This window comes from Streptomyces sp. PsTaAH-137 (assembly GCF_003259365.1).
In the GTDB taxonomy this organism is placed as follows: domain Bacteria; phylum Actinomycetota; class Actinomycetes; order Streptomycetales; family Streptomycetaceae; genus Streptomyces.
Genome location: NZ_QLLY01000003.1, coordinates 17,092 through 34,724, shown reverse-complemented (window position 1 = coordinate 34,724; position 17,633 = coordinate 17,092). Strand labels below are relative to the sequence as shown.

Annotated in this window: 15 protein-coding genes and 4 pseudogenes; 8 read left to right on the top strand and 11 right to left on the bottom strand. The window is 67.7% G+C overall.

Going from position 1 to position 17,633, the window contains the following annotated elements; translation table 11 throughout:
- Positions 1-52: 52 nt before the first annotated feature.
- Together K377_RS06660 and K377_RS06655 are read right to left on the bottom strand one after the other, a co-directional pair.
- The gene (locus K377_RS06660) at positions 53-1,834 is read right to left on the bottom strand and encodes a stealth family protein (protein ID WP_111662239.1); all 1,782 of its coding nucleotides are present in this window, start codon (positions 1,832-1,834) and stop codon (positions 53-55) included.
- Between the two features lie 118 nt (positions 1,835-1,952).
- The gene (locus tag K377_RS06655) at positions 1,953-2,258 is read right to left on the bottom strand and encodes a hypothetical protein (RefSeq protein WP_146614699.1); all 306 of its coding nucleotides are present in this window, start codon (positions 2,256-2,258) and stop codon (positions 1,953-1,955) included.
- 704 nt (positions 2,259-2,962) lie between these two features.
- Here K377_RS06655 and K377_RS06650 point away from each other — a divergent pair.
- Positions 2,963-3,550: a hypothetical protein gene (locus K377_RS06650; RefSeq protein ID WP_111662237.1), complete on the top strand. Its 588-nt coding sequence runs from the start codon at positions 2,963-2,965 to the stop codon at positions 3,548-3,550.
- 83 nt (positions 3,551-3,633) lie between these two features.
- Here K377_RS06650 and K377_RS06645 read toward each other — a convergent pair whose 3' ends face one another.
- Entirely contained in the window at positions 3,634-3,840 is a 207-nt protein-coding gene (locus K377_RS06645) for a hypothetical protein (RefSeq protein ID WP_111662236.1), read from the bottom strand.
- A 248-nt stretch (positions 3,841-4,088) separates the two neighbouring features.
- Here K377_RS06645 and K377_RS06640 point away from each other — a divergent pair, with 248 nt between their 5' ends.
- Together K377_RS06640 and K377_RS41575 are read left to right on the top strand one after the other, a co-directional pair.
- On the top strand, positions 4,089-5,012 hold the full coding sequence (locus tag K377_RS06640) for a hypothetical protein (protein ID WP_111662235.1): 924 nt from the start codon (positions 4,089-4,091) through the stop codon (positions 5,010-5,012).
- 32 nt (positions 5,013-5,044) lie between these two features.
- Positions 5,045-7,459 (top strand): hypothetical protein, encoded by a 2,415-nt coding sequence (locus K377_RS41575; RefSeq protein WP_161195139.1) that lies wholly within the window; start codon positions 5,045-5,047, stop codon positions 7,457-7,459.
- A 26-nt stretch (positions 7,460-7,485) separates the two neighbouring features.
- Here K377_RS41575 and K377_RS06630 read toward each other — a convergent pair.
- The 3 genes and pseudogenes from K377_RS06630 to K377_RS42690 all read right to left on the bottom strand — a co-directional run.
- A pseudogene (locus K377_RS06630) lies at positions 7,486-7,677 on the bottom strand (CorA family divalent cation transporter); the annotation flags it as partial.
- Between the two features lie 450 nt (positions 7,678-8,127).
- The gene (locus tag K377_RS41570; protein ID WP_181512497.1) at positions 8,128-9,585 is read right to left on the bottom strand and encodes a hypothetical protein; all 1,458 of its coding nucleotides are present in this window, start codon (positions 9,583-9,585) and stop codon (positions 8,128-8,130) included.
- 179 nt (positions 9,586-9,764) lie between these two features.
- A pseudogene (locus K377_RS42690) lies at positions 9,765-9,956 on the bottom strand (hypothetical protein); the annotation flags it as partial.
- 71 nt (positions 9,957-10,027) lie between these two features.
- Between K377_RS42690 and K377_RS06600 the strand changes: the two are divergent.
- Positions 10,028-10,672: a hypothetical protein gene (locus K377_RS06600; RefSeq protein ID WP_111662647.1), complete on the top strand. Its 645-nt coding sequence runs from the start codon at positions 10,028-10,030 to the stop codon at positions 10,670-10,672.
- Positions 10,673-10,699: 27 nt separating this feature from the next.
- On the opposite strand, the gene K377_RS06595 is transcribed toward K377_RS06600, so the two are convergent.
- Positions 10,700-11,467 carry a transposase gene (locus K377_RS06595; RefSeq protein ID WP_111662231.1) on the bottom strand — a complete coding sequence of 256 codons (768 nt, stop codon included), beginning with the start codon at positions 11,465-11,467 and terminating at the stop codon, positions 10,700-10,702.
- 59 nt (positions 11,468-11,526) lie between these two features.
- Here K377_RS06595 and K377_RS06590 point away from each other — a divergent pair, with 59 nt between their 5' ends.
- Positions 11,527-11,799, top strand: a complete 273-nt coding sequence (locus K377_RS06590) for a YrhB domain-containing protein (protein ID WP_111662230.1) — start codon at positions 11,527-11,529, stop codon at positions 11,797-11,799.
- 20 nt (positions 11,800-11,819) lie between these two features.
- Here K377_RS06590 and K377_RS06585 read toward each other — a convergent pair whose 3' ends face one another.
- Positions 11,820-12,158, bottom strand: coding sequence for a hypothetical protein (locus K377_RS06585; RefSeq protein WP_237551811.1), 339 nt, complete (start codon positions 12,156-12,158; stop codon positions 11,820-11,822).
- A 33-nt stretch (positions 12,159-12,191) separates the two neighbouring features.
- Between K377_RS06585 and K377_RS42170 the strand changes: the two genes are divergently transcribed.
- From K377_RS42170 to K377_RS06575, 3 genes are all read left to right on the top strand, one after another.
- The gene (locus K377_RS42170; protein WP_202455705.1) at positions 12,192-12,458 is read left to right on the top strand and encodes a Tn3 family transposase; all 267 of its coding nucleotides are present in this window, start codon (positions 12,192-12,194) and stop codon (positions 12,456-12,458) included.
- Positions 12,459-12,607: 149 nt separating this feature from the next.
- Complete coding sequence (locus K377_RS06580) at positions 12,608-13,954, top strand: PP2C family protein-serine/threonine phosphatase (RefSeq protein WP_111662229.1); 1,347 nt, start codon at positions 12,608-12,610, stop codon at positions 13,952-13,954.
- A gap of 48 nt (positions 13,955-14,002) precedes the next feature.
- Complete coding sequence (locus K377_RS06575; protein ID WP_146614696.1) at positions 14,003-14,260, top strand: helix-turn-helix domain-containing protein; 258 nt, start codon at positions 14,003-14,005, stop codon at positions 14,258-14,260.
- A gap of 10 nt (positions 14,261-14,270) precedes the next feature.
- Here the strand turns inward: K377_RS06575 and K377_RS06570 are convergent.
- The 3 genes and pseudogenes from K377_RS06570 to K377_RS42165 form a co-directional block, all read right to left on the bottom strand.
- Positions 14,271-15,243 (bottom strand): annotated as a pseudogene (locus K377_RS06570) (tyrosine-type recombinase/integrase).
- 358 nt (positions 15,244-15,601) lie between these two features.
- Positions 15,602-16,222 carry a hypothetical protein gene (locus K377_RS06565; RefSeq protein ID WP_111662227.1) on the bottom strand — a complete coding sequence of 207 codons (621 nt, stop codon included), beginning with the start codon at positions 16,220-16,222 and terminating at the stop codon, positions 15,602-15,604.
- 307 nt (positions 16,223-16,529) lie between these two features.
- Positions 16,530-16,947 (bottom strand): annotated as a pseudogene (locus K377_RS42165) (hypothetical protein).
- Positions 16,948-17,633 lie beyond the last annotated feature (686 nt).

Below are 17,633 nucleotides of genomic sequence, written 5' to 3'. Positions count from 1 at the left end.
TGGTGTGGCGGGCCGCCTGGTCACCATCCGGTTGAACACGCCCTCGGACACGTCAGCTTGGAATTGGCTGGGAGCCCTGCATGTTGGGCGTTTCCCAGCGGCTGGCGAATGGGAACTGACTCTCCAAGAAGTCGCGCAGGGTGCCCGCCACGCGCTCCAGCTCAGGGGCGGCGGTGTTGACGTCGTTGAGGCACAGAAAATCGAGTGGGTGCCCCGGCTGGAACTCGTCGAGAGCCGCAGCCAGGCCCGGCTTGCCTACATCGACGTAGCGCAGTTTGAACGTGCCGGGCACAGCGCGGCCGGTGAGGTAGGCGTGGTGGTGGTGCAACGAGGTTGCCATGGCGATGTCCGTCGTGGCGCGGAACCGGGACTGGCTTGTCCGCTGCACATCCTCTGTGAAGAGTTCTTCCAACTCGGTCAGTACGCTGCGAAGTTGAGGATGGGGGGCGTGCTTGAACTTGGAGACGGTGAAGCGGTCGTGGGTCTTCTGCATCAGTTCGCGGACGTTCTTTCCCGCCGAGTTCGGTGCGGGTTCATCGGGGTGAGGGGCGTCGACGCCGAGCTGGAAGGGAGAGAAGGGGAGCTTGGCGATGCCGTTGCCGTGGAAGAACTGTCCGGCGGTGGCCGGGCGGGTGAAGAAGACGTCGTCGTTGAGGTAGAGGTATCGGTCCGAGAGGCCCGGTATGTGGTGCAACTGGGTTTCGATGGCGTGGGAGTTGAAGACGGGAAGCGCGGTCGTATCGGCGAAGATGTCCTTGTGGTCGATGACCTGGATGCCGGGTGCGTTCGGGGCGAGCCAGACGGGCCTCTGGCCGTCGGTGACCAGGTAGATGTTCCGAATGAATGGGGCGTACATCTCCACCGAGCGCAGGGAGTACTTGAGCTCGTCCCGGCTGGTGTAGCGGGATGCGCCGGTCTCGCGCGCGTGGATGCGGGGGGCATCGGGACCGGTGCGGAAGGACTCACGTCGGGCTGTGAGGTCGGAGTCGGAGCCGTCGACCCAGGTGTAGACGAGGTCGATGGGGAAGTCGGCGGTGTCGATGCGGGGCTGGGTGAAGCTCTCGTATGTCGGGTAGTCGCGGCGCTCGATGGTGCGGACGGCCGTGGTGCGAGTGACCGAGGGCAGTACGTCGGTGACCGCGTTGGGGCGTGGTGCGACCAGAGCGTCGGCGAGCACCGCGGGCGGTGCCTGGGTGCGCAGGGCCTCGATGCGAGTGGCGCCGCGGTCGTCGTCCAGCAACTGCTGGCCGTCCTGCCAGAATTCGACGTCGCAGCCGTAGGTGAGGTCGGCGAGCACCTGCCCGTGTGGGCCGAGCAGGATTTCGCCGAAGCGGATGATGTCCTGCCGCTTGAGCGTGGTGGGCAGGGAGCCATCGGCGTACAGAACCGCATCGTCCGGTAGGGCCTGGCTGGTGGGCTTGAGCGCGTACAGCGGGCTGGTCCCGTAGGCGGCCCGCAGGGTGTCGAGGAGCTTCTTGCGGTCGGCGCGGCGCACGGCGACCACGTGGCGGGTGCGGGAGCGGCCGGGGACGAGAAAGTATGCGATTCCGGCCTGCTCCAGGGCATCGGCGATGAGGACGAGGTTGTGGGCGCTGGCGCCGGATGCGGTGAACCGGTCGACGGTACGCCCGTAATAGGTGCGGCCCTCGAAGAGGACCGTGCGCACCGAGGTGTCCGACTCCAGCAGGGCGTGTCGCCGATCCGCGATCTTCTGCTGGTGTCTTCGGGCCGCTTCGGCGGCCTGCGCGGCTTTGGCTTGTGCGGCCTGTTCCTCGCGGGCGCGGGCGCGCCCGGGCATCAGACGGTCGGCGAGATGATGGATGCGGGGGGACATACGGGTTTCCTGCCTGGGGTGGTGGCCGGTGCGGGCGCCACCCCGTCGAGCCGCCTGGCGTGACGGCACCTGCTGGGTTGGATTGGCCGCCGGTGTGGCGGTCTTGCACTCCGCGAGGTCAGAGGTGGGCCTCGATCCTCGCGAGCGTCTTTTCCGGCATGCCGGGGATGGCGTCGGCCCTCGGAATGGGCCAGGCGGCGTCGGAATTCAGCCGATAGCCGATGGACAAGACGGCGTATCCCCGGTCGGCGAAGTAGCGCGGCCAAGTGGCCCAGCCGGAGTCCTCGTACCAGTAGCCGCCGTGCAGGGCGGCAATTCCCGGCCGGCTTGAATTCGACGCATTCCCATAGGCGTCGAATTCAAGAACTAGCAGACCCGCGACAAGTACCGCATATGTAACCAGGCACACCCATAAGTGTTTCACGGGCTTTGCGTCCCCATTTCGGCCCCCGAGCAGGCGACGTGCAAAATGCTCCGGTTCGCCCCCTTGCGACCCTTTTCGGCACCCGCTGAAGCGCCGAAACCACGAACAGCCTGCGAGTTCGCGGTGAAGAAACTATGTGCTTCGGACTGATGGCCCGTCAAGCGCAAACTGGCGATTTGCCTGCCTTGTCCGTGATTTGATCAGAAGGAGGTGATCCTGTTCCTTGTAAGGGCCAGTAGCTTGACGGCTGCTTGGCTTTCGGTGTGGGGGATTCAGGAAGTTTCTGGATGCACGCATCTTTAGCGGACAACAACGGCATACCGAGATCCGGCGACGACGAGGTTGTGCAGGCGTGCAATGCCGAGCATGGCGTGATGTGCGCCAGTACCTTCGAGACGGCAGTCGCGGAGGATCTTCCAGCTTTCGTGTGGGCGAAGGTGCGCTTCTGCCCTGTGCGACGCCGGTGTTGTCCTGTTGCTCAGTGAACATCTCGGCCGTCTGTACGTGGATTCCCTACGTCGAAATGAACTTTATTAGGAGCTGATGAGAGAAGAAGTGACCTTTTATGGTCATGTTATTGACGAAAGGGCATGGGCGCGGGGACAGTGAGGACCCCCACTGCTGCAACTTTCAACGGATGGGCTGCGGCGGTGGACTTGGGGAGGACGCGCCGGGGGGCGGGTCCTGGTGAGTGGGGGTGCGCCGTGGCGCTGTTCAACAGGAAGAAGCCCGAGCCGGTCGTCGAGCCCCGGCCGGTGAGCGTGGGGGAGAAGGATCTGCAAGCGGCCGCCGCATTGCTGCCGCGTTTCCTGGCGGCGGTGGATGACCGGGGTGTCCGCCAGGGCGCGCTGGCCATCGCGCAGGCGGCGGGAGCGCCGACCATGCAGGAAGCGGTGCTGGCGCAGATGAGAACCGGGGACAGCGGGATCGACCGGCCCTGGCGGTGGCTGCGTGCGGTGGGCCGGCAGGCTCACCGTCAGGGCGATGACGACCTCGTCGTCCACGTGGTGCTGTTCTCCCTGTACTGGATGCTGAACATTCAGCCGACCGCGGGCCTGGCCGACCATCAGGACATGCGGATGGACGATCCGCCCGCCGACATCCTGGCCGACCTGTATGCCCTGGCCCTGGAGGCCTTGCCCGGCCACGATCCCGACCGGATCGTCATCGACCATCCGACGGGGACGGTGACCGTGGACTCGGTCCTGGTGGGATGCGCCGCCCAGGCCCTGACGCTGCGCGACCGGCTGCCTGATGCCCTCGTCGAGCGGGCCCGACGGTACGCGTCGTGAGCAGTGTGCCCGCACCGGCGCCTGTGGCGCAGAGATGGGCGTGCCCCCTGCCTCCGACCGCGGAAGCAGGGGGCGTGATGCCCTCACGAGCCCTGCGGTGCGCCGGCCATGACCACGGCGGCCGCCAGCAGTTCGTACAGGATTCGTACCTGCTCCCACTCCCAGCCTGCCTGCCGCAGGGCAACGGCCAGGGTCAGCAGGATGAGCAGGCGGACGGTGATGCCCTTGCGGTTGTCGTGGATGTTGCAGTTGTCGGGGTCGTTTCCGTCGTCGGGGCGGGCGGGACGCATGGCGTTCTCCTCGGGAGTCACTTGGTGTCCGGGCCACAGTGGCCTGACAGCTACCGACTCTGCGGTGCCGGCGGCGCTCACGCGGAGAAGAAGGGACAGATTGCGGGATTCTCGCAGCGAGTGCGAAAAACCCGTAACTTCGCCCGCGCGCAGTGCGGTTGACGCCACGACAGGCATTCTGAGCCGGTGGTGACGCGCGCGGGCCGCCCGGCCCGCCGCCCGGCCCCGCAAGAAGGAGGACCTCCACCATGCAGAGCTGGATCTTCACCCCCGAGCATGACCCGCTGAAAGGCGTCCGCGAGTTCATCGACAACCCCGCTCTCAGGCAACTGGTCGAGCTGTCCGGCGGCACCTGGCCCCAGAAGGACTCCCTGGCCGAGCAGGTGGCGGCCTTGGTCGACTTCTCCGACGTCTGGGACCGGCGGGGAGGCGGCAGCCGTCTGGACATCGTGCAGACCGACGGCGACCAGGCACTCGCCGACCGCATCCTCGGATGCGCGGCCCAGTTGGGCCTGGTCGATCCGCAGCCGCCGCGCGGTGGCCACTACGACTGGCTGCTCATCCTCGGTGGCCTGGCCACCGGCTGCCGTAGCCGCACCGAATTCGTCACCGGACTGCTGGCCGCCGGAACCCTCGGCGCCGAACGGGTGTGCTTGCTGGGCTCGTTCCGCGAACTGCACGAGGCCGAGCGCGCCGACGCGGCCGCCTTCGCGCCGGAGGCCACCACCGAGGTCGGCATGCTGCAGGCGCTGGCGGAACGCGAGTTCCCCTCAGCCGGCCCCTGGAACACGGACCTCGAAGGAGACCCCGCCGACGATCCGAAAGCGGCGCAGCTGAGCGCGCATCGCGACGGCAAGCCGGCCCTGAGCGTGTACGCCGCACGCAGCAGCGATCCACAGCGCAACGCCAACAGCGCCGACACCTACCGGCAGTTCGCCAAGGACGTCCGGTTGGACGGCGGCCGTCTGCTGCTGATCAGCACCCACATCTACGCCCCGTACCAGCACTGGGACGCCGTCCGTGTACTGGGAGTGCCGCACCAGGTGGAGCTGGAGACGGTCGGTACGCCCCCCGGTGTCAGCCGCCGTGTCTTCGACTCGGCCTGGTACCTGCAGGAGACCCGCTCGGCGCTGCGCTCCGCAGCCGCCCTCATCCAAGTCGCCGAGGAGTAACCGTGGACCGGGGGACACCATTAGGACCGCAGGTGCCTGAGCCGTCCGACTGCGCCTCGTTGTTCCGGCAGGCCCTGGCCGCCCACAGTGCCCTGATGGAAGGCCGCGGCATGACCGTGGCCGCCCTCCAGCGCCTCGGTCCGCTGGCGGTCTTCGTCCTCGACACAGCGGGCTGGCGCGCCGATGCCCTATACGCCCTGCAGCGCTTCCTGTCCAAGGCGCTGGACGCGCTGGCTGCCAAGTCGCAGCACGACACGCCTTTTCGCACCGCCCCCGCCACGGTGGCCGCGGCGTTGCGGGCCGCCGCAGGTATCGAGCACTACCCGGTCTCCCGGGAATGGGCCGGCCTGAGGGCGGACCCCGCCGTGGGGGAGAGCGCGGTGCGCCACTGGGAACAGACCTGCGGCGGCGCGCTGGTCGACGAGATCAGGCGGTTGTGCGTCGACGAGATCAGACACCTGCCCGAAGAAGAAGCCTGCACCGCACAGGGCGCTGCCGCCCTGCCCGCCGACAGCGCGTACGCCTACGGGCCCCTCGGCACCTGGCCCGAGCTCCGGCTGCGCAGAGCCGCCCTGGAGCGTGCACGTGCCGCCCTGGACCCCCATATGCCCGGGGCGCCCGAGTTGGGCGATGAGCTGCTCTGGGACTTCCTGCGCCGGACGGCGGCCGAGCACGCCGAGCACTACCTCGACCTGACCCGGCACGACATCTCCGCCGCCGTCCAGCGCGACGCCACCGCCACCTCCCACACGCTGCGGAAACACCAGAACACCGCGGCGCTGCGCGCCCACAGCTACCTGCACTACACGCTGACGCCGACCTGGTCGCCCGCGGGCCGCTTGTGGCTCCTCAGCCATCACGGCGTTCCCCACCTCGAGCGCCCCTCCGCCTACCGCGCGGGCGGAGAACACTTCCGCCAGGCCGCGGCCGCCGCGCTGAGCCGCGCGGTGTTCGCCAGCATCGATTCGCCGAAGTTCCTCCAGGCCGCGGTGCTGCACAGCATGGCCCGCTTCCTCGAGGACGGCACCGCCGTGGCGGCCATGGTGGGCCCCGCCGACATGGCCCTGCCGCTGCGCCGCTACGCCCCAGCCGTAGCGGCTGCCACCCAGATACTCCTCGCCCGCCACCGCAACGATCAGCCCCGGCTGCGCCCGCAGACCCTGCCCGCCCGCAGCCACCGCGTTCTGCACGAGACCGACCGCGTCCATGCCGACGACCTCGTCGAACTGGCCCTGCTGATCCGAGGCCGCTCCTCACCCGAGGACAAGTACCCCTTCATCGACTCCTATCTGCGCAAGCGAGCCGAGATCGCGGACCGAACCCTGGACAGCGAGGAACTCGAAGCACTCGCCCTGGCCGACCACTACGTGGAGTGGGACGCGGTCTGCATCAGCAGTGCCATACCCGAAGCCGAAGCACAGCTGGACGAACTGCACCGCATGATCAGGGCCTTCCGGACGGAGCAGCACCAGGGCTACGCCACCCACCGTTTCCGCGGCAGAGCGATGGTCGCCAACAAACAGGGCGGACAGCAACACACCGCCCTGCACTACGCGATGACCGGAGTCACCCGCCTGGCGGATCTGCGCAGCTACGACCGGGCAGGATCACAGCTCGAGATCGCCGAGGCCGCCCACCAGCACTGTCTCGGCCTTGCCGGCATCTGGCTGAAGTGGCTCGAGGACGTCCTCAAGAGCCCCCGCCCCACCCGGATGCCGGCCTGGGTCCCGGCCCGCCACGCCTGCTACTGGGCCCACGCTGCCCTGCAACGCCTGGAAAGCCTGGACGGCGCCTTCCCGCTGCCCCCGCCCTCCGAGGACGTGCGGTGGAAAGAGAAGCGCATCAGCACCAGTCGATGGCGAGTGCAGACCCGACTCATCCATGCCCGGACACAGGCCGCCGCCCATCTTGCGCTCGCCGCGGGCCTGGGCAGCCGCAAGGAATTCACCCACGATCTGCCCCACGCCGGTGAGCCCATCGACCCGGGCATCCTCGAACTCGACTCTCTGTCCTGGCACTACCACCGGATCCTGCAGCTGGACGAGATCACCGAGCGGACCGACGGGCCACAGATCGCCCAACTCGCCCTCGCCATCGGGTTCCTGGACCAAGGAGGCCTGCCCACCCTCCGCCTCGAGGACATGGACGACCGCAAACGACGCATGGTGCAGCAGCCGTTGGACTTCCTCTTCTCCTCACCCGACACGGTCAACACGACGACGCCCCGCTACGGACTGCCCCTGATCGAACTGAGGCCCGACGCCGCAGCCGCTTACCTACGCCGCCGCAACTGGGACGCCGGCGTACTCAGCGCGCTGCCCCCACCCCACCGCGACGGCACCCGGGCGATCGACCCCACATCCCCCGCGGCCAAGCTGTATCGCCTCCTCGCCCAGCGGAACAGCCCCCACTACGAGCCCTGGCTGCAGGCCTGGTTCACGGCGTAGCCGCCGCACGGGCTCCCAGGAGAGCCTCAGAGCCAGTCCCGTCGCTTGAAAACCACATACAAACCGGCGCAGACCACTCCCATCAAGCCGATCGCGAAGGGGTATCCGAAGCTCCAGCCCAGCTCCGGCATGTTCTCGAAGTTCATCCCGTAAATCGTTCCCACCAACGTGGGTGCAAACAGAATGGCCGCCCACGACGAGATCTTCTTGAAGTCCTCTACCGCGTCCCGCTGACCTGGGGGTTCGTGCTCATGAGGTGCGCTGAACTGGGCCGATGGGTCTTTCTGGGTCTTTCACAGTTGCGCGGTCTTATGCAGTCGATTCTCCCCAGGCGCTCCCCGGCGGGCTGGATTCTCCCCAGATTCTCCCCAGCGGGCGTTGCGCTCTGGGTGTTGGGGCGGTGCTCAGGGCTTGCCTCTTGCTGTCACTCTACGTGTACGGCGGCCTTTGGGTGTTGTGCTTGGAGATGCGAGGGGCGCCTTCGTCTCAACGTGTTTCCGATGACCCATCATGTTGAGTGCGTCGCGATCCTTGAGCCTGCCGAAAAAGGCCGCTGACCTGCTGTTTTAGCCAGTGTGCGTTATGTGCGTTGTGTGCGTTACGGGCGATATCTTGACGCATGTTCGACGCATATTTGACGCACGTTTGACGCATGAACTGATGGATCGTCAGGATCGCTCTTGGTTTTCTGACGACCCATCAGGTCTGGTCTGGGGGGCTCTGGCTTCCCGTCTTCGGGGGCTGCGGGAGACCTCGGTTCGCGAGGGCCTCAGAGGAGCGAGATACGGCTCAAGATCCGCGTTGCTGGGTGCTGGCGGCGAGAGCAGCTTCGGCGCCGAGGTCGCCTTGGTGAGCTGCTGAAGGTGGGCGTCTGCGAATGCGAGCCATTCTTCGATCTCGGTCCTTTCCTGCCCAGGTGACAGGGAAGCGGTGCGGTTGCGTATTGCTGTGACGAATTCGGTCAGGCGCTTGGCTTCGTGCCAGGCGTCTGTCTGTTCTTCGAGGCGTTCGACGCGGTAGGCGCGGGTGTATGCGGAATGCGCTTTGTGCAGGGCGTTTTCGCGGTTCTGCCGTGCCGCCTCCTGGTCCTGCTCGTCTGCGTGCCGGCGTTGTTCCGCGGCTTCGCCGCGGAGGTCGACTTCCTGCACGACTTCGGCAAGTTGGTCTTCCAGTGGGCGGTTGGGTAGGTCGGCCCATTCGCTACCGCGGTGCGGGGTGCCGCCCCGGAGGATGAAACGCAGCCGGTTGGCGGGGGTGTAGTCGAAGCGGGGGATGCGCATCCATGTGTGCTTCTGGGCGTCGGCGCGTTCCTTGTCGGTGGGGATGTGTTTGCTGTGGTCTTCCTGAAGGACGAGGACGTCGACGGGTTCGTCTTGCGCGGTGATGGTGAAGTGCGGTGCCGCCTGCCGGCGGTGGCGTGGCGGGGGAGCGTCCGGAGTGGGGCCGAGCGTGGTCGTGTGGCCCTTTGATTCGGCGTCGGTGACAAGGGCTTGGATGAGGCGCAGGGCTCGGTTGTGTACGGATTTGGTCAGCCCCATGCCCTGGGGGCGCCTTTGGAGGGCCATGACCACTGGATGGGGCTGGGTGAGTCTCGCGGGCACGTTGATGGGGGTGAGTTCGGTGAGCCGCCAGGCTGGGATGTCGACGAGCTTGATTTCGTAGCCGTAGTAGGTCTGCTTTCCGCGGAGCTCTTGTGAGTGCGGGATCTTGCCGGACTGGCGTGCGGCGCTGATCCGCGATGCCCAGTTCACTGCGTGCGGGCCGGATCCGATTGCCTTGACGAGGTGGTTGTTGTTGGCTGCCAGCTCTTCGAGGAGCTGGTCGGTGTAGTTCGTGCGGGTCTTCGGCGTCGATTGGGGGCGTCGTGTCGCCAGATCCTCCGGCGCCTCAGGTGCTTCGGCGTCGTGGTCCCGTGGGCCGATACCGGTATCGGCGAGATACTGTCGTCCCTTATCGGTGAGCTCGGCGTTCCAACACCCACGTCGTTTGCTGACTTTGATCAGTCCTCGGCATTGCAGAGCCTGAGCGCTGACCTTGTACGTACTGTCCGGCCAAAACCCGGAGGGGCACCCTTGACTCACCCAGGAGAGTACGGCGTGCTGCCGCTCGTTCAGGTCCCCGCGCACGCGGCCCTCCCACGGTTGTGCACCTGCGCTGCCCCGCTCACGATGCCCGTTCCCGTTACGGGAATTCAGGCAGGCTGAAGGACAGTGCTTCGTTCAGATGACATCTACGGGTGAGGGCCCGCGAGTTCGGCCAGTGCCGGGTACGGTGTCGGCGGCCGGGGCCGCTCGCCCGTGGAATGCTCCGTTGCCAGCGGGATGCCGCACCGCCAGCAGCCGTTCGCGTGGTCGTCCCCGCAGACGTAGCCGATGCCACCATCCACGCACCATTCGGCGGCCTCCTCGGGCAGCAGGTCGGGCCCGGCATGGAGCAGCCGACGGAGTTCTGTGGTGTCCGCGATGTCGGCCGGGCGGTTCGTGAGCCACTCGTCGAACCTAAGGGCTGTCCCGCAACGCTGAGGCGGGCGGTTGAGTGACCGAGAGGTTCGCCGCATATCCTCCTGTGGTGCAGCTGCCCCGGGACCCGTCGAACGTCGCCCATGCGCTGACGGCAGCGTTTCCGACCCGTCTTGCCGACGATGTGCGCAGCGTCCTAGGGGTCATGCCGGAGGCTAGGTTCGCGCCGGTAATGCCCTTCGAGGTTGAGGTGCAGGGCGAGACCGTCGCCATCCCGTCGCGCATCTACAACGAGGAACCGGGCGTCGGCTCGGATGGGCAACTGTCCGAGACACAGCAGGCGATTCTGCACTGCCTGTACTCCCGGCACCACGATGGCCGGGTTCGCCAGCGGCACCTTGAGCGGATCGTGGCGTCGGGCAAGCCGTGGGTGGTCCCGTTTGTAATGCAGTTGGCCGGCGAGTACGTGCTGGAGATCATCGAGGCGATCGGCCGGGGCCTACCCGGGCTCGCTGACCCGGGCTCGGCCCAGCGCCGTGCCTACGGTGAGTTCATCGCTCGGAATCCGGCCTTCTTCGCGCGCACGGAGCGGCGCGTGGTGAGCTACTGGTCGTGCTACTACCGCTGGAAGTACGGAGCGTTTGGGACGTATCCCGGATACGTCCTTTTGGAAGCGTTCCGGGCCGCTGTGGTGGAACAGGTGGGCGCGCAGTGGCCGCGGCACACGCCGCACGCCGCTGGCGGACGAGGGTGAGGGACCTGCCTGAGTTCGGTCATGGCGCTATCCAGCAAGGTTGAGATTGTGCAGTCGGGCGATGCCGCGCACGGCATGGTGGACACCGTCGCCCTTAAGCCGGCAGTCGCGGAGGATTGTCCAGGTCTTCATCCGGGCAAAGACGTGCTCCACTCGGGCACGAACCTGCTTGTGTGAGCGGTTATGCTCCCGCTTCCAGCCGGGCAGTTCCTCACCCTGGGTGCGGCGGTGAGGCATGATCAATCCGGTCCCTGGATAGCCGCCATCAGCTATCACGGTCGTCCGGCCGACCGCTGCCTTGACCCCCGATTCCTCCCACGCCTTGCAGTCGTTCCGGTTGCCGGGCAGCGGCCGACCAACCACAACGACCCGGCGGGTGTCGGCATCGATGACGACTTGGTGATTTGTGGAGTACCGATAGTTCTTCGACTGCTCGGCCACCGCATGGTCTCGAGTGGGCACCAACGTCCCGTCCACGATCAACACAGTGCCCTTCGCGAACCGGCTTCGGGGCGGCAAGGCCAGCAGAGGGCCAATGTGGTCGATGATCCGGTCGGCCGCCGACTTCGAAACCCCGAATAGCAGGGCCAGTTGGCGCATGGTCAAGTTGGTTCGCCAGTAGGCCGCGACCAGGAGAATACGATCTTCAAGCGACAGGCCCCACGGACGACCCGTCCGTGATTCGGCGGCACTCTCGCGCTGCACCGCGGTCACCAACTTGCCGAAGGAGCGCGGGCTCAGCCCGGTGAACGGACGTATCCAAGACGGCTCTGACGCCGTGATCACACCAGCCACACCAAGATCATCCCAGGCCGGGTTAGAGTGCCTTCTCCGAGCCGACGGACTGGAGACGGATGGTGGAGCCGGGCGAGGCCCTGCAACTCGCGGTGGCGTTTCTCGCGCACAGCCAACGCGATGACGAGCCGCCTCTCGCCATCGATGCAGAGCGGGTCCGTGAGAGCAACGGGCTCCTGATCGTGCCCTACAACTCTGTGCAGTACCTCGCCTCGCGTGATGCGAGAGAGCAACTGTTGGACTGCTGGCCCATCCTCGTCGACCTTGAACGCGGAGACGTGCGATTCGGGACCCTGGACGAGCGGCACCTGTGGAGGAAACCGAGCGCCTGACGACTGTCCCGCAACCACAGTTACGGGACAGCCCTTAGGCTTACGAGCTCGTGCACGTTCCAGCGCGCATTCTCCCGGTCGTCGACACGGGTTCGCAGGCCGAACGTCTTCTCGCGAAGGCAGTACGCTCGCCTCCAGGCGATCGCGTCCTGTGCCATCTCCGCGAGTTCCTCGCGTGGATCATCCTCGTGCGCCGGGTCGTCAGGATTGTGGCAGGCCAGCCCGAGCTCGAGAACAGACTGCCCGGCCGGTAGAACCCGAGACGGGTCGACGTTCGCGAGACCGAGACCGATCCAGTCGACATGGTCGAACGACAGCATCGAGCGCACGAGTCGGGTGGTTGCCGTGTTGATCCGCATTATGGTGCCGCTGTGGAGCGGACTCTTAGCCGCATGTCAGGTCTCGGCGGGTGTGTTGCGCCATACCGCGAGCGTGATGCGGGTGGCAGCGAGCCACAGCAGGGCGTCGTCGTCGAGGTGCCCGCACCGGTGAACCAGCTGCGCGCCGACGGCTTCGACGTCCTCGGCGAGGATGTGGCCCGGCTCTCGCCGTTCGTACGCCACCACATCAACGTGCTCGGCCGGTATTCCTTCCAGCTCTCCGACCTGCCTGGCGGGCTGCGGCCCCTGCGCGACCGGCATGCCGCGGACGAGATGTGATCCATGGCCGGGCGGGCGGTGAGGTTCCTCACCGCACCGGCGGGCCTGTCGCCTTGGGAGGTGGCGCTACTCTGGACCGCCGTCAAGAAATTTGACGCTGTTCGCTGCTCCGTCCGGGAGCAGTCCCGAAGACGAGCGGAAACGGCCTGATGGACGACAGCAGCGGCGTGATCTACCCGCGTGGTCTGCGCGACGACGGCCTCCCGGCCGCGCTCAGCGACCCGGCCCGGCTGGCCGCGGTGCGGGCCACCGGGATGATGGACACCGACCCGGAGGCCGTCTTCGACGACCTGGCCCAGGTCGCCGCCGGCGTCACCGGCTGCGCCCGCGCCTTCGTCACCTTCGTCGACGGCGAGCGTTCGTTCTGGAAGGCGTGCCTGGGGGTACCGGCCGAAGGCGTGCGGGAGCGGCAGAACAGTGTGCGGGAGAGCTTCTGCTCCTACGTCGTCGGCCTGGAGGGAGAGCCCTTCGTCGTCGATGATGCCCGCAGCGACCCCCGTACCCGCCGCCACCCCTCGGTGGAGGCGATGAAGATCGGCGCCTGGGCCGGGCATCCGATCCTCGGGCCGGGCGGGGAGGTGCTGGGCAGCGTCTGCGTGATCGACACCGAGGCGCGCACCTGGTCGGCGACCGAGACGACGACGCTGGCCACCCTCGCTCGGGCTGTGGGCAACGAACTGCATCTGCGCCAGTCGCTGGCCGACTGCCGCGCGGCGCTGGAGACCAGCCGGGAGCTCGCCGTGAGCTTCCAGGACAGCTTCCGGCCCCCGCGACTGGCCGTCACACCCGACCACGTCCAGGCCGCGGCCTCCTTCCGCCCCGCCGTCGCCGACGCGGGCGTCGGCGGCGACTTCTACGACCTCTACCACGCCAAGGGGCCCTGGTGGTGCGCGTACATCGGCGACGTGTGCGGCAAGGGCATCGCCGCGGCCAAGGAGACCACCCTGGCCCGCTACACCCTGCGCGCCGCCGGCTCGCGCGTCCTGTCCCCGGCCGCCGTGTGCAACTGGCTGAACGAGGCGTTGATCGACCAGCGCGGCGGGGAACGCTTCCTGACCGCCGCCTACGCCACCTTCCGCCCCTCCGCCGGCGGCATCACCGGTCGTCTCTGCCTGGCCGGACACCCCCCTGCCCTCATTCGCCGTGCCGACGGCCGCGTCCAGGAACTCGGCCGTCACGGCAGCATGCTCGGAACGTTCCGCGAGGTCCGTCTCACCGACGTCCGCTTCCGGCTGGCCCCCGGCGACCTCCTTCTGCTCTACACCGACGGCGCCACTGACGCCCGCCCCCCACACCGCCCCGGCCGTGCCAAGCCCGTCCCCTTCGGCGAGGAGGCCCTGGCGCGTGTCCTCGCCCAGTGCCACGGCCTGGACGCCGAAGCCACCATTGCCCGCCTGAACGATGTTCTGGATGCCTACGGCGAGGGCTGGGCCGCCGATGACACCGCCCTGCTCGCGCTACGGGTCCCTTCGGCGTCCGAGCGCGTCATAAGCTGAAGGACGACCGAACCGCCCGGCCCCTGCCGCGTACGAAAGGCATCGCCCGTGTCCCATTCCAATGACTGGACCACGGCCGTCGACGAGCAGGCCCGTCACCTCAACGACCTGTGCGACCAACTCGCCCAGGCCCCGGTGGCCGACCGCCTGCACGCCCTGGGCACCCTGAACGAAGCCTTCGCCGACCTGTACGCATGCGCCCAGCGCGAAGCCATCCACGCCGCCCGAGAAGAAGGCTGGCCCCTGCGCCGCATCGCCGGTGCCCTGAAGTGCTCTCACGAACAGGTCCGCATCCTGACTTCCTGACCCCCGGCGGTCACCTGTAGTTGTCACCGGGCGCGAGGAGACTGGTCAGCTTCGAGATCGCCTCGTGCGACGGCTTGAAGTAACGGCGGGCGCTCTCCGGCTTCTTGTGCCTTGATTTCGCCATGAGCATCAGCAGGGAAGAACCCTGCTCACCAAGGTGGGTGAGGGCGGAGTGGCGGTACTCGTGCAGGTCCCAGCCGGTTCCCGGCCCGCGCACGGCCGTGTGCTCATCGAGCAGTGCGCGGGCCTGGCCGTAGGAGAGGCGGGCCATGCCGGTATCCGGGCACACGTCGCGCGGACTGACGACCTTCCCCGGGCCGGGACGGCGGTGGGTGACGAAGACCGGGCCCCGGGTGCGGCCGCGCAGCAGCCGGGGCAGGAGCCGGGCGGTGCCGGCGTCCCAGTAGACCGTCTCCAGCACGAAGTCCTCCCGGGCCTGCCCGTGCCGGCGGGCCTTGCTCCGGGCACCCTTAGCCTTCACTGGGCAGCGGCGGGCGGCGAGATCCAGGTCCTCGATGTTCACACCGAGGATCTCCTCGGACCGCCCTGCGGTCTCGTAGAGCATTCGCCACAGCGTCTTCTCCCGCACATGGGCATCGCGGCGGGCGATGAGCCGGTCCAGGGCCATCTTCGAGCGGGCCGGGGTCTCGGAGTCCGGCACCGCGAGGCGCTTCGTCCAGGCCGGAACGGACGGACTGTCGTAGCCGTACTCCGTGCACCAGCCCAGCCACGAGAGGACCGTCGCCCGGCGGGCGTTCCAGGTGTTGACCGCCGCAGTGCCCCACAGCAGTTCCAGGGCCTCGCCGATCTCGTCGTCCGCGACCGACCAGCGGGCGGGCCTCCCCGATTCACTCGGCGGTCTTGCCAAGCCCGGTCGAGTAGCTGCGGACGGTGTTCGGGTTGCGGAGCGAGCCGAGGAAGGCGTCGGCCACCGCGCGGACGGTCAACGCCTTCCCGGCCGGCAGTTGCACGACGGTTGGCACCGCTTCCCCCCTTGCCACAGATAACAGGGCCGCTTCACGCAGGCGGATCCGGTGGCGTCCGTGGTGAGCGCCAGCGGGCGGTCGGACGGCTGCTCGTACCGTTGGGTCGGCTGAGAGACGACGCCGCGATCTGGTCGGTGGCGACGGCACTCGCGCGGCCAGGACCTGGCCCGCCGGGATGGTCCCGGGATGCTGCCCGCCGTGGTTCTAGGTGGCCGTCCTACGCCGTCGTCTAGCGCGCACGCCGTCGACAGTCGGCGCAGGCATGCGCGGACCCTGGGCCGTAGCGGTGAATCGGTGTGCCGCAGCCGGCACAGGGACCGATCTGCCAGATGCGACAACCGCAGCGTTGGGATGCTTAGGCGCGCTGCTCGGGGCTGACGTTGAGGCGCTGAGGTTGGCGGGGGATACGGAAGATCCGCTGAGGTACCTCGGGGAAGGTGTGCAGGCCCGATGCGTCAGCGTGGTCGCGGCGCGGTCGCCGGTCGTCGAAGACCCGGGTGTCCTCACCGTAGCGGCAGGTCGAGTCGAGATCTTCCTCGGTGAACGTCAGAGTCGCCTGCATCGGTGGTTCCGCGTCGGGCAGTGCCTCGTCCTCGCCGATGATGTTGCGCCAGCGGTCCCGGTCGGCTGCCGGGGTCCACAGCCGGGTCGAGGCCCGGGGGTTGTGCTGGGCAGGGATCTTCATGGGCACGTAGTCGCCCTCGGCGCTGGCTGCGACGAGGGCGTCGACCCCGGTGTGGGGCTTGGGCGGCAGGCAGAGCGCCGGCAGGGACCAGGCGACGTGCAGGCCACCGCACGAACTGCCGTTGAGCGGGCAGGGTCTGGGGGCGGCCGGCGTGCAGGCCCAGTCCTGTAAATGCCGTACCCCGCCGCGTACGAGCATCGCGCGGTCGGAGGCGATGGCCCGCCAGGGCAGGTCATCCACGCGCACCCAGGGCGCTCGGTCGATCAGGGCCGCCCGGTCATCGTTGGTCACCCATAAGGGCATGATCCCTCGGTCTGCAGCGGCGGTTGAACGCCGTCGAACGGTCGATGCGGTGATCGGGGAGTATTGGGCCTCCCAGCCGATATGGCCTGCGCTGCCTGATACTAAGACGTCGTTGCGTATCTTGCCGTCCGTGCTGCGGGCTTCGATCTGCGCGGAGAGGCCGTGATGGTGTGCGGCACGCGCGATCCGCTTCTTGAGCGCCTTGTGCTTGTCGCTCTCATCGGCTGTCGGTTTGGTGCGTACAGGCAGATGCGCGGTGCGTACCGGGGGAGTCCGGCGAGGGTGAGTGTTCCGATCATGGCGATGCCGTCGTCGACGAGGGTGATGCCGAAGGCGGTTCGGCCCAGCGCGGTGGCGCCGAGTCGCCCGCCGTGTCCATCAGCACGGGCTTGCCCTGCCGCCGCCCGATCTCCCGAGGAACCTGCAGAACACATTCAGTCGCTTCTGGCCTTGCGCCTCCCGCAGGTCGACGTCGACGTCAGCGTGGAAACGGAAGATTGTGACAGCGCGGCCTCCGACCGGGGGGGGCCGGAAGCACCTCCTCCTTTCAGGGTAGTGACATTTCCAGCCCTTCTCTGTCGAGGACGGCCTGCCAGTGCTCCACCGAGGCATCCGGGACATGCAGGTCCGGCAACGACCTCTAAGTCCGGGATGAAGAAGCACGTCACGTCATCCGCGACAGTTCGGCCACCGCGCCAGGCTGCCTGGCTCACCGACTCGACGCATCTCCCCTTCCCCTGCCCAAAGTCATAGGGGCTCGCCCTTCGGAAGCCCAACTCCCCGAGGTGACGCAGGAAGCGGGCCTTTGGGAGAAGGCAGCTGTCACGCAGGCAAGGGGTGAACCACACGGCATTGGATGGGTGTAGTTGAAGCGAGCGATCCCCATCTACGTGCGCTTCTCGTTGTCGCTGCAAGCAGGTCTCCCCCTGGAGCCGAACCCAACGCCAGGGGGAGGAGTTGCCAGGCGAGGCTTGTTGCAGGACGTCCAGAACGCCTGCCGGCGCAGCCGGTCGTCCTCAGGGCGGCGGCCCCAGCGGCCGACCGGGGCCAGAGTGGCACTACGGCGCGAACGGCTTCCACGAGTCATCGTCCGCGATCACCGGCTGGGTCGTCACATCTCCGAGAGCTACCCGCTCGTGACAGTCACGCCCGACCAGGACCGTTCAGCGAGATCCTGTGACGAGCTCTCACGGCCGCAACTCGCATGAAGCCAACAGGCACAGGTTTCCTCCCTGTACGAGCCCTATTCCGCCGGACGTGTGGTTCTCCGATCCGATGGAGCACCGGGAGAGCAGGCACAGGTTGAAGCCCTGTGAGCCTTGGTAGTCCTTGAAGCCCGCTGCCCTGTCGTCCATGAGCGGCGAGGAGTGCGCTGAGTTCTTCGCAGCCGCTGCGGCGG

Bases quoted from the DNA above. Each gene is read 5' to 3' on its own strand.
- K377_RS06580 (WP_111662229.1), top strand. From the start codon at position 12,608: ATGGACGACAGCAGCGGCGTGATCTACCCGCGTGGTCTGCGCGACGAC.
- K377_RS06645 (WP_111662236.1), bottom strand. From the start codon at position 3,840: ATGCGTCCCGCCCGCCCCGACGACGGAAACGACCCCGACAACTGCAAC.
- K377_RS06585 (WP_237551811.1), bottom strand. From the start codon at position 12,158: ATGCGGATCAACACGGCAACCACCCGACTCGTGCGCTCGATGCTGTCG.
- K377_RS42170 (WP_202455705.1), top strand. From the start codon at position 12,192: ATGTCAGGTCTCGGCGGGTGTGTTGCGCCATACCGCGAGCGTGATGCG.
- K377_RS06640 (WP_111662235.1), top strand. From the start codon at position 4,089: ATGCAGAGCTGGATCTTCACCCCCGAGCATGACCCGCTGAAAGGCGTC.
- K377_RS06660 (WP_111662239.1), bottom strand. From the start codon at position 1,834: ATGTCCCCCCGCATCCATCATCTCGCCGACCGTCTGATGCCCGGGCGC.
- K377_RS06590 (WP_111662230.1), top strand. From the start codon at position 11,527: ATGGTGGAGCCGGGCGAGGCCCTGCAACTCGCGGTGGCGTTTCTCGCG.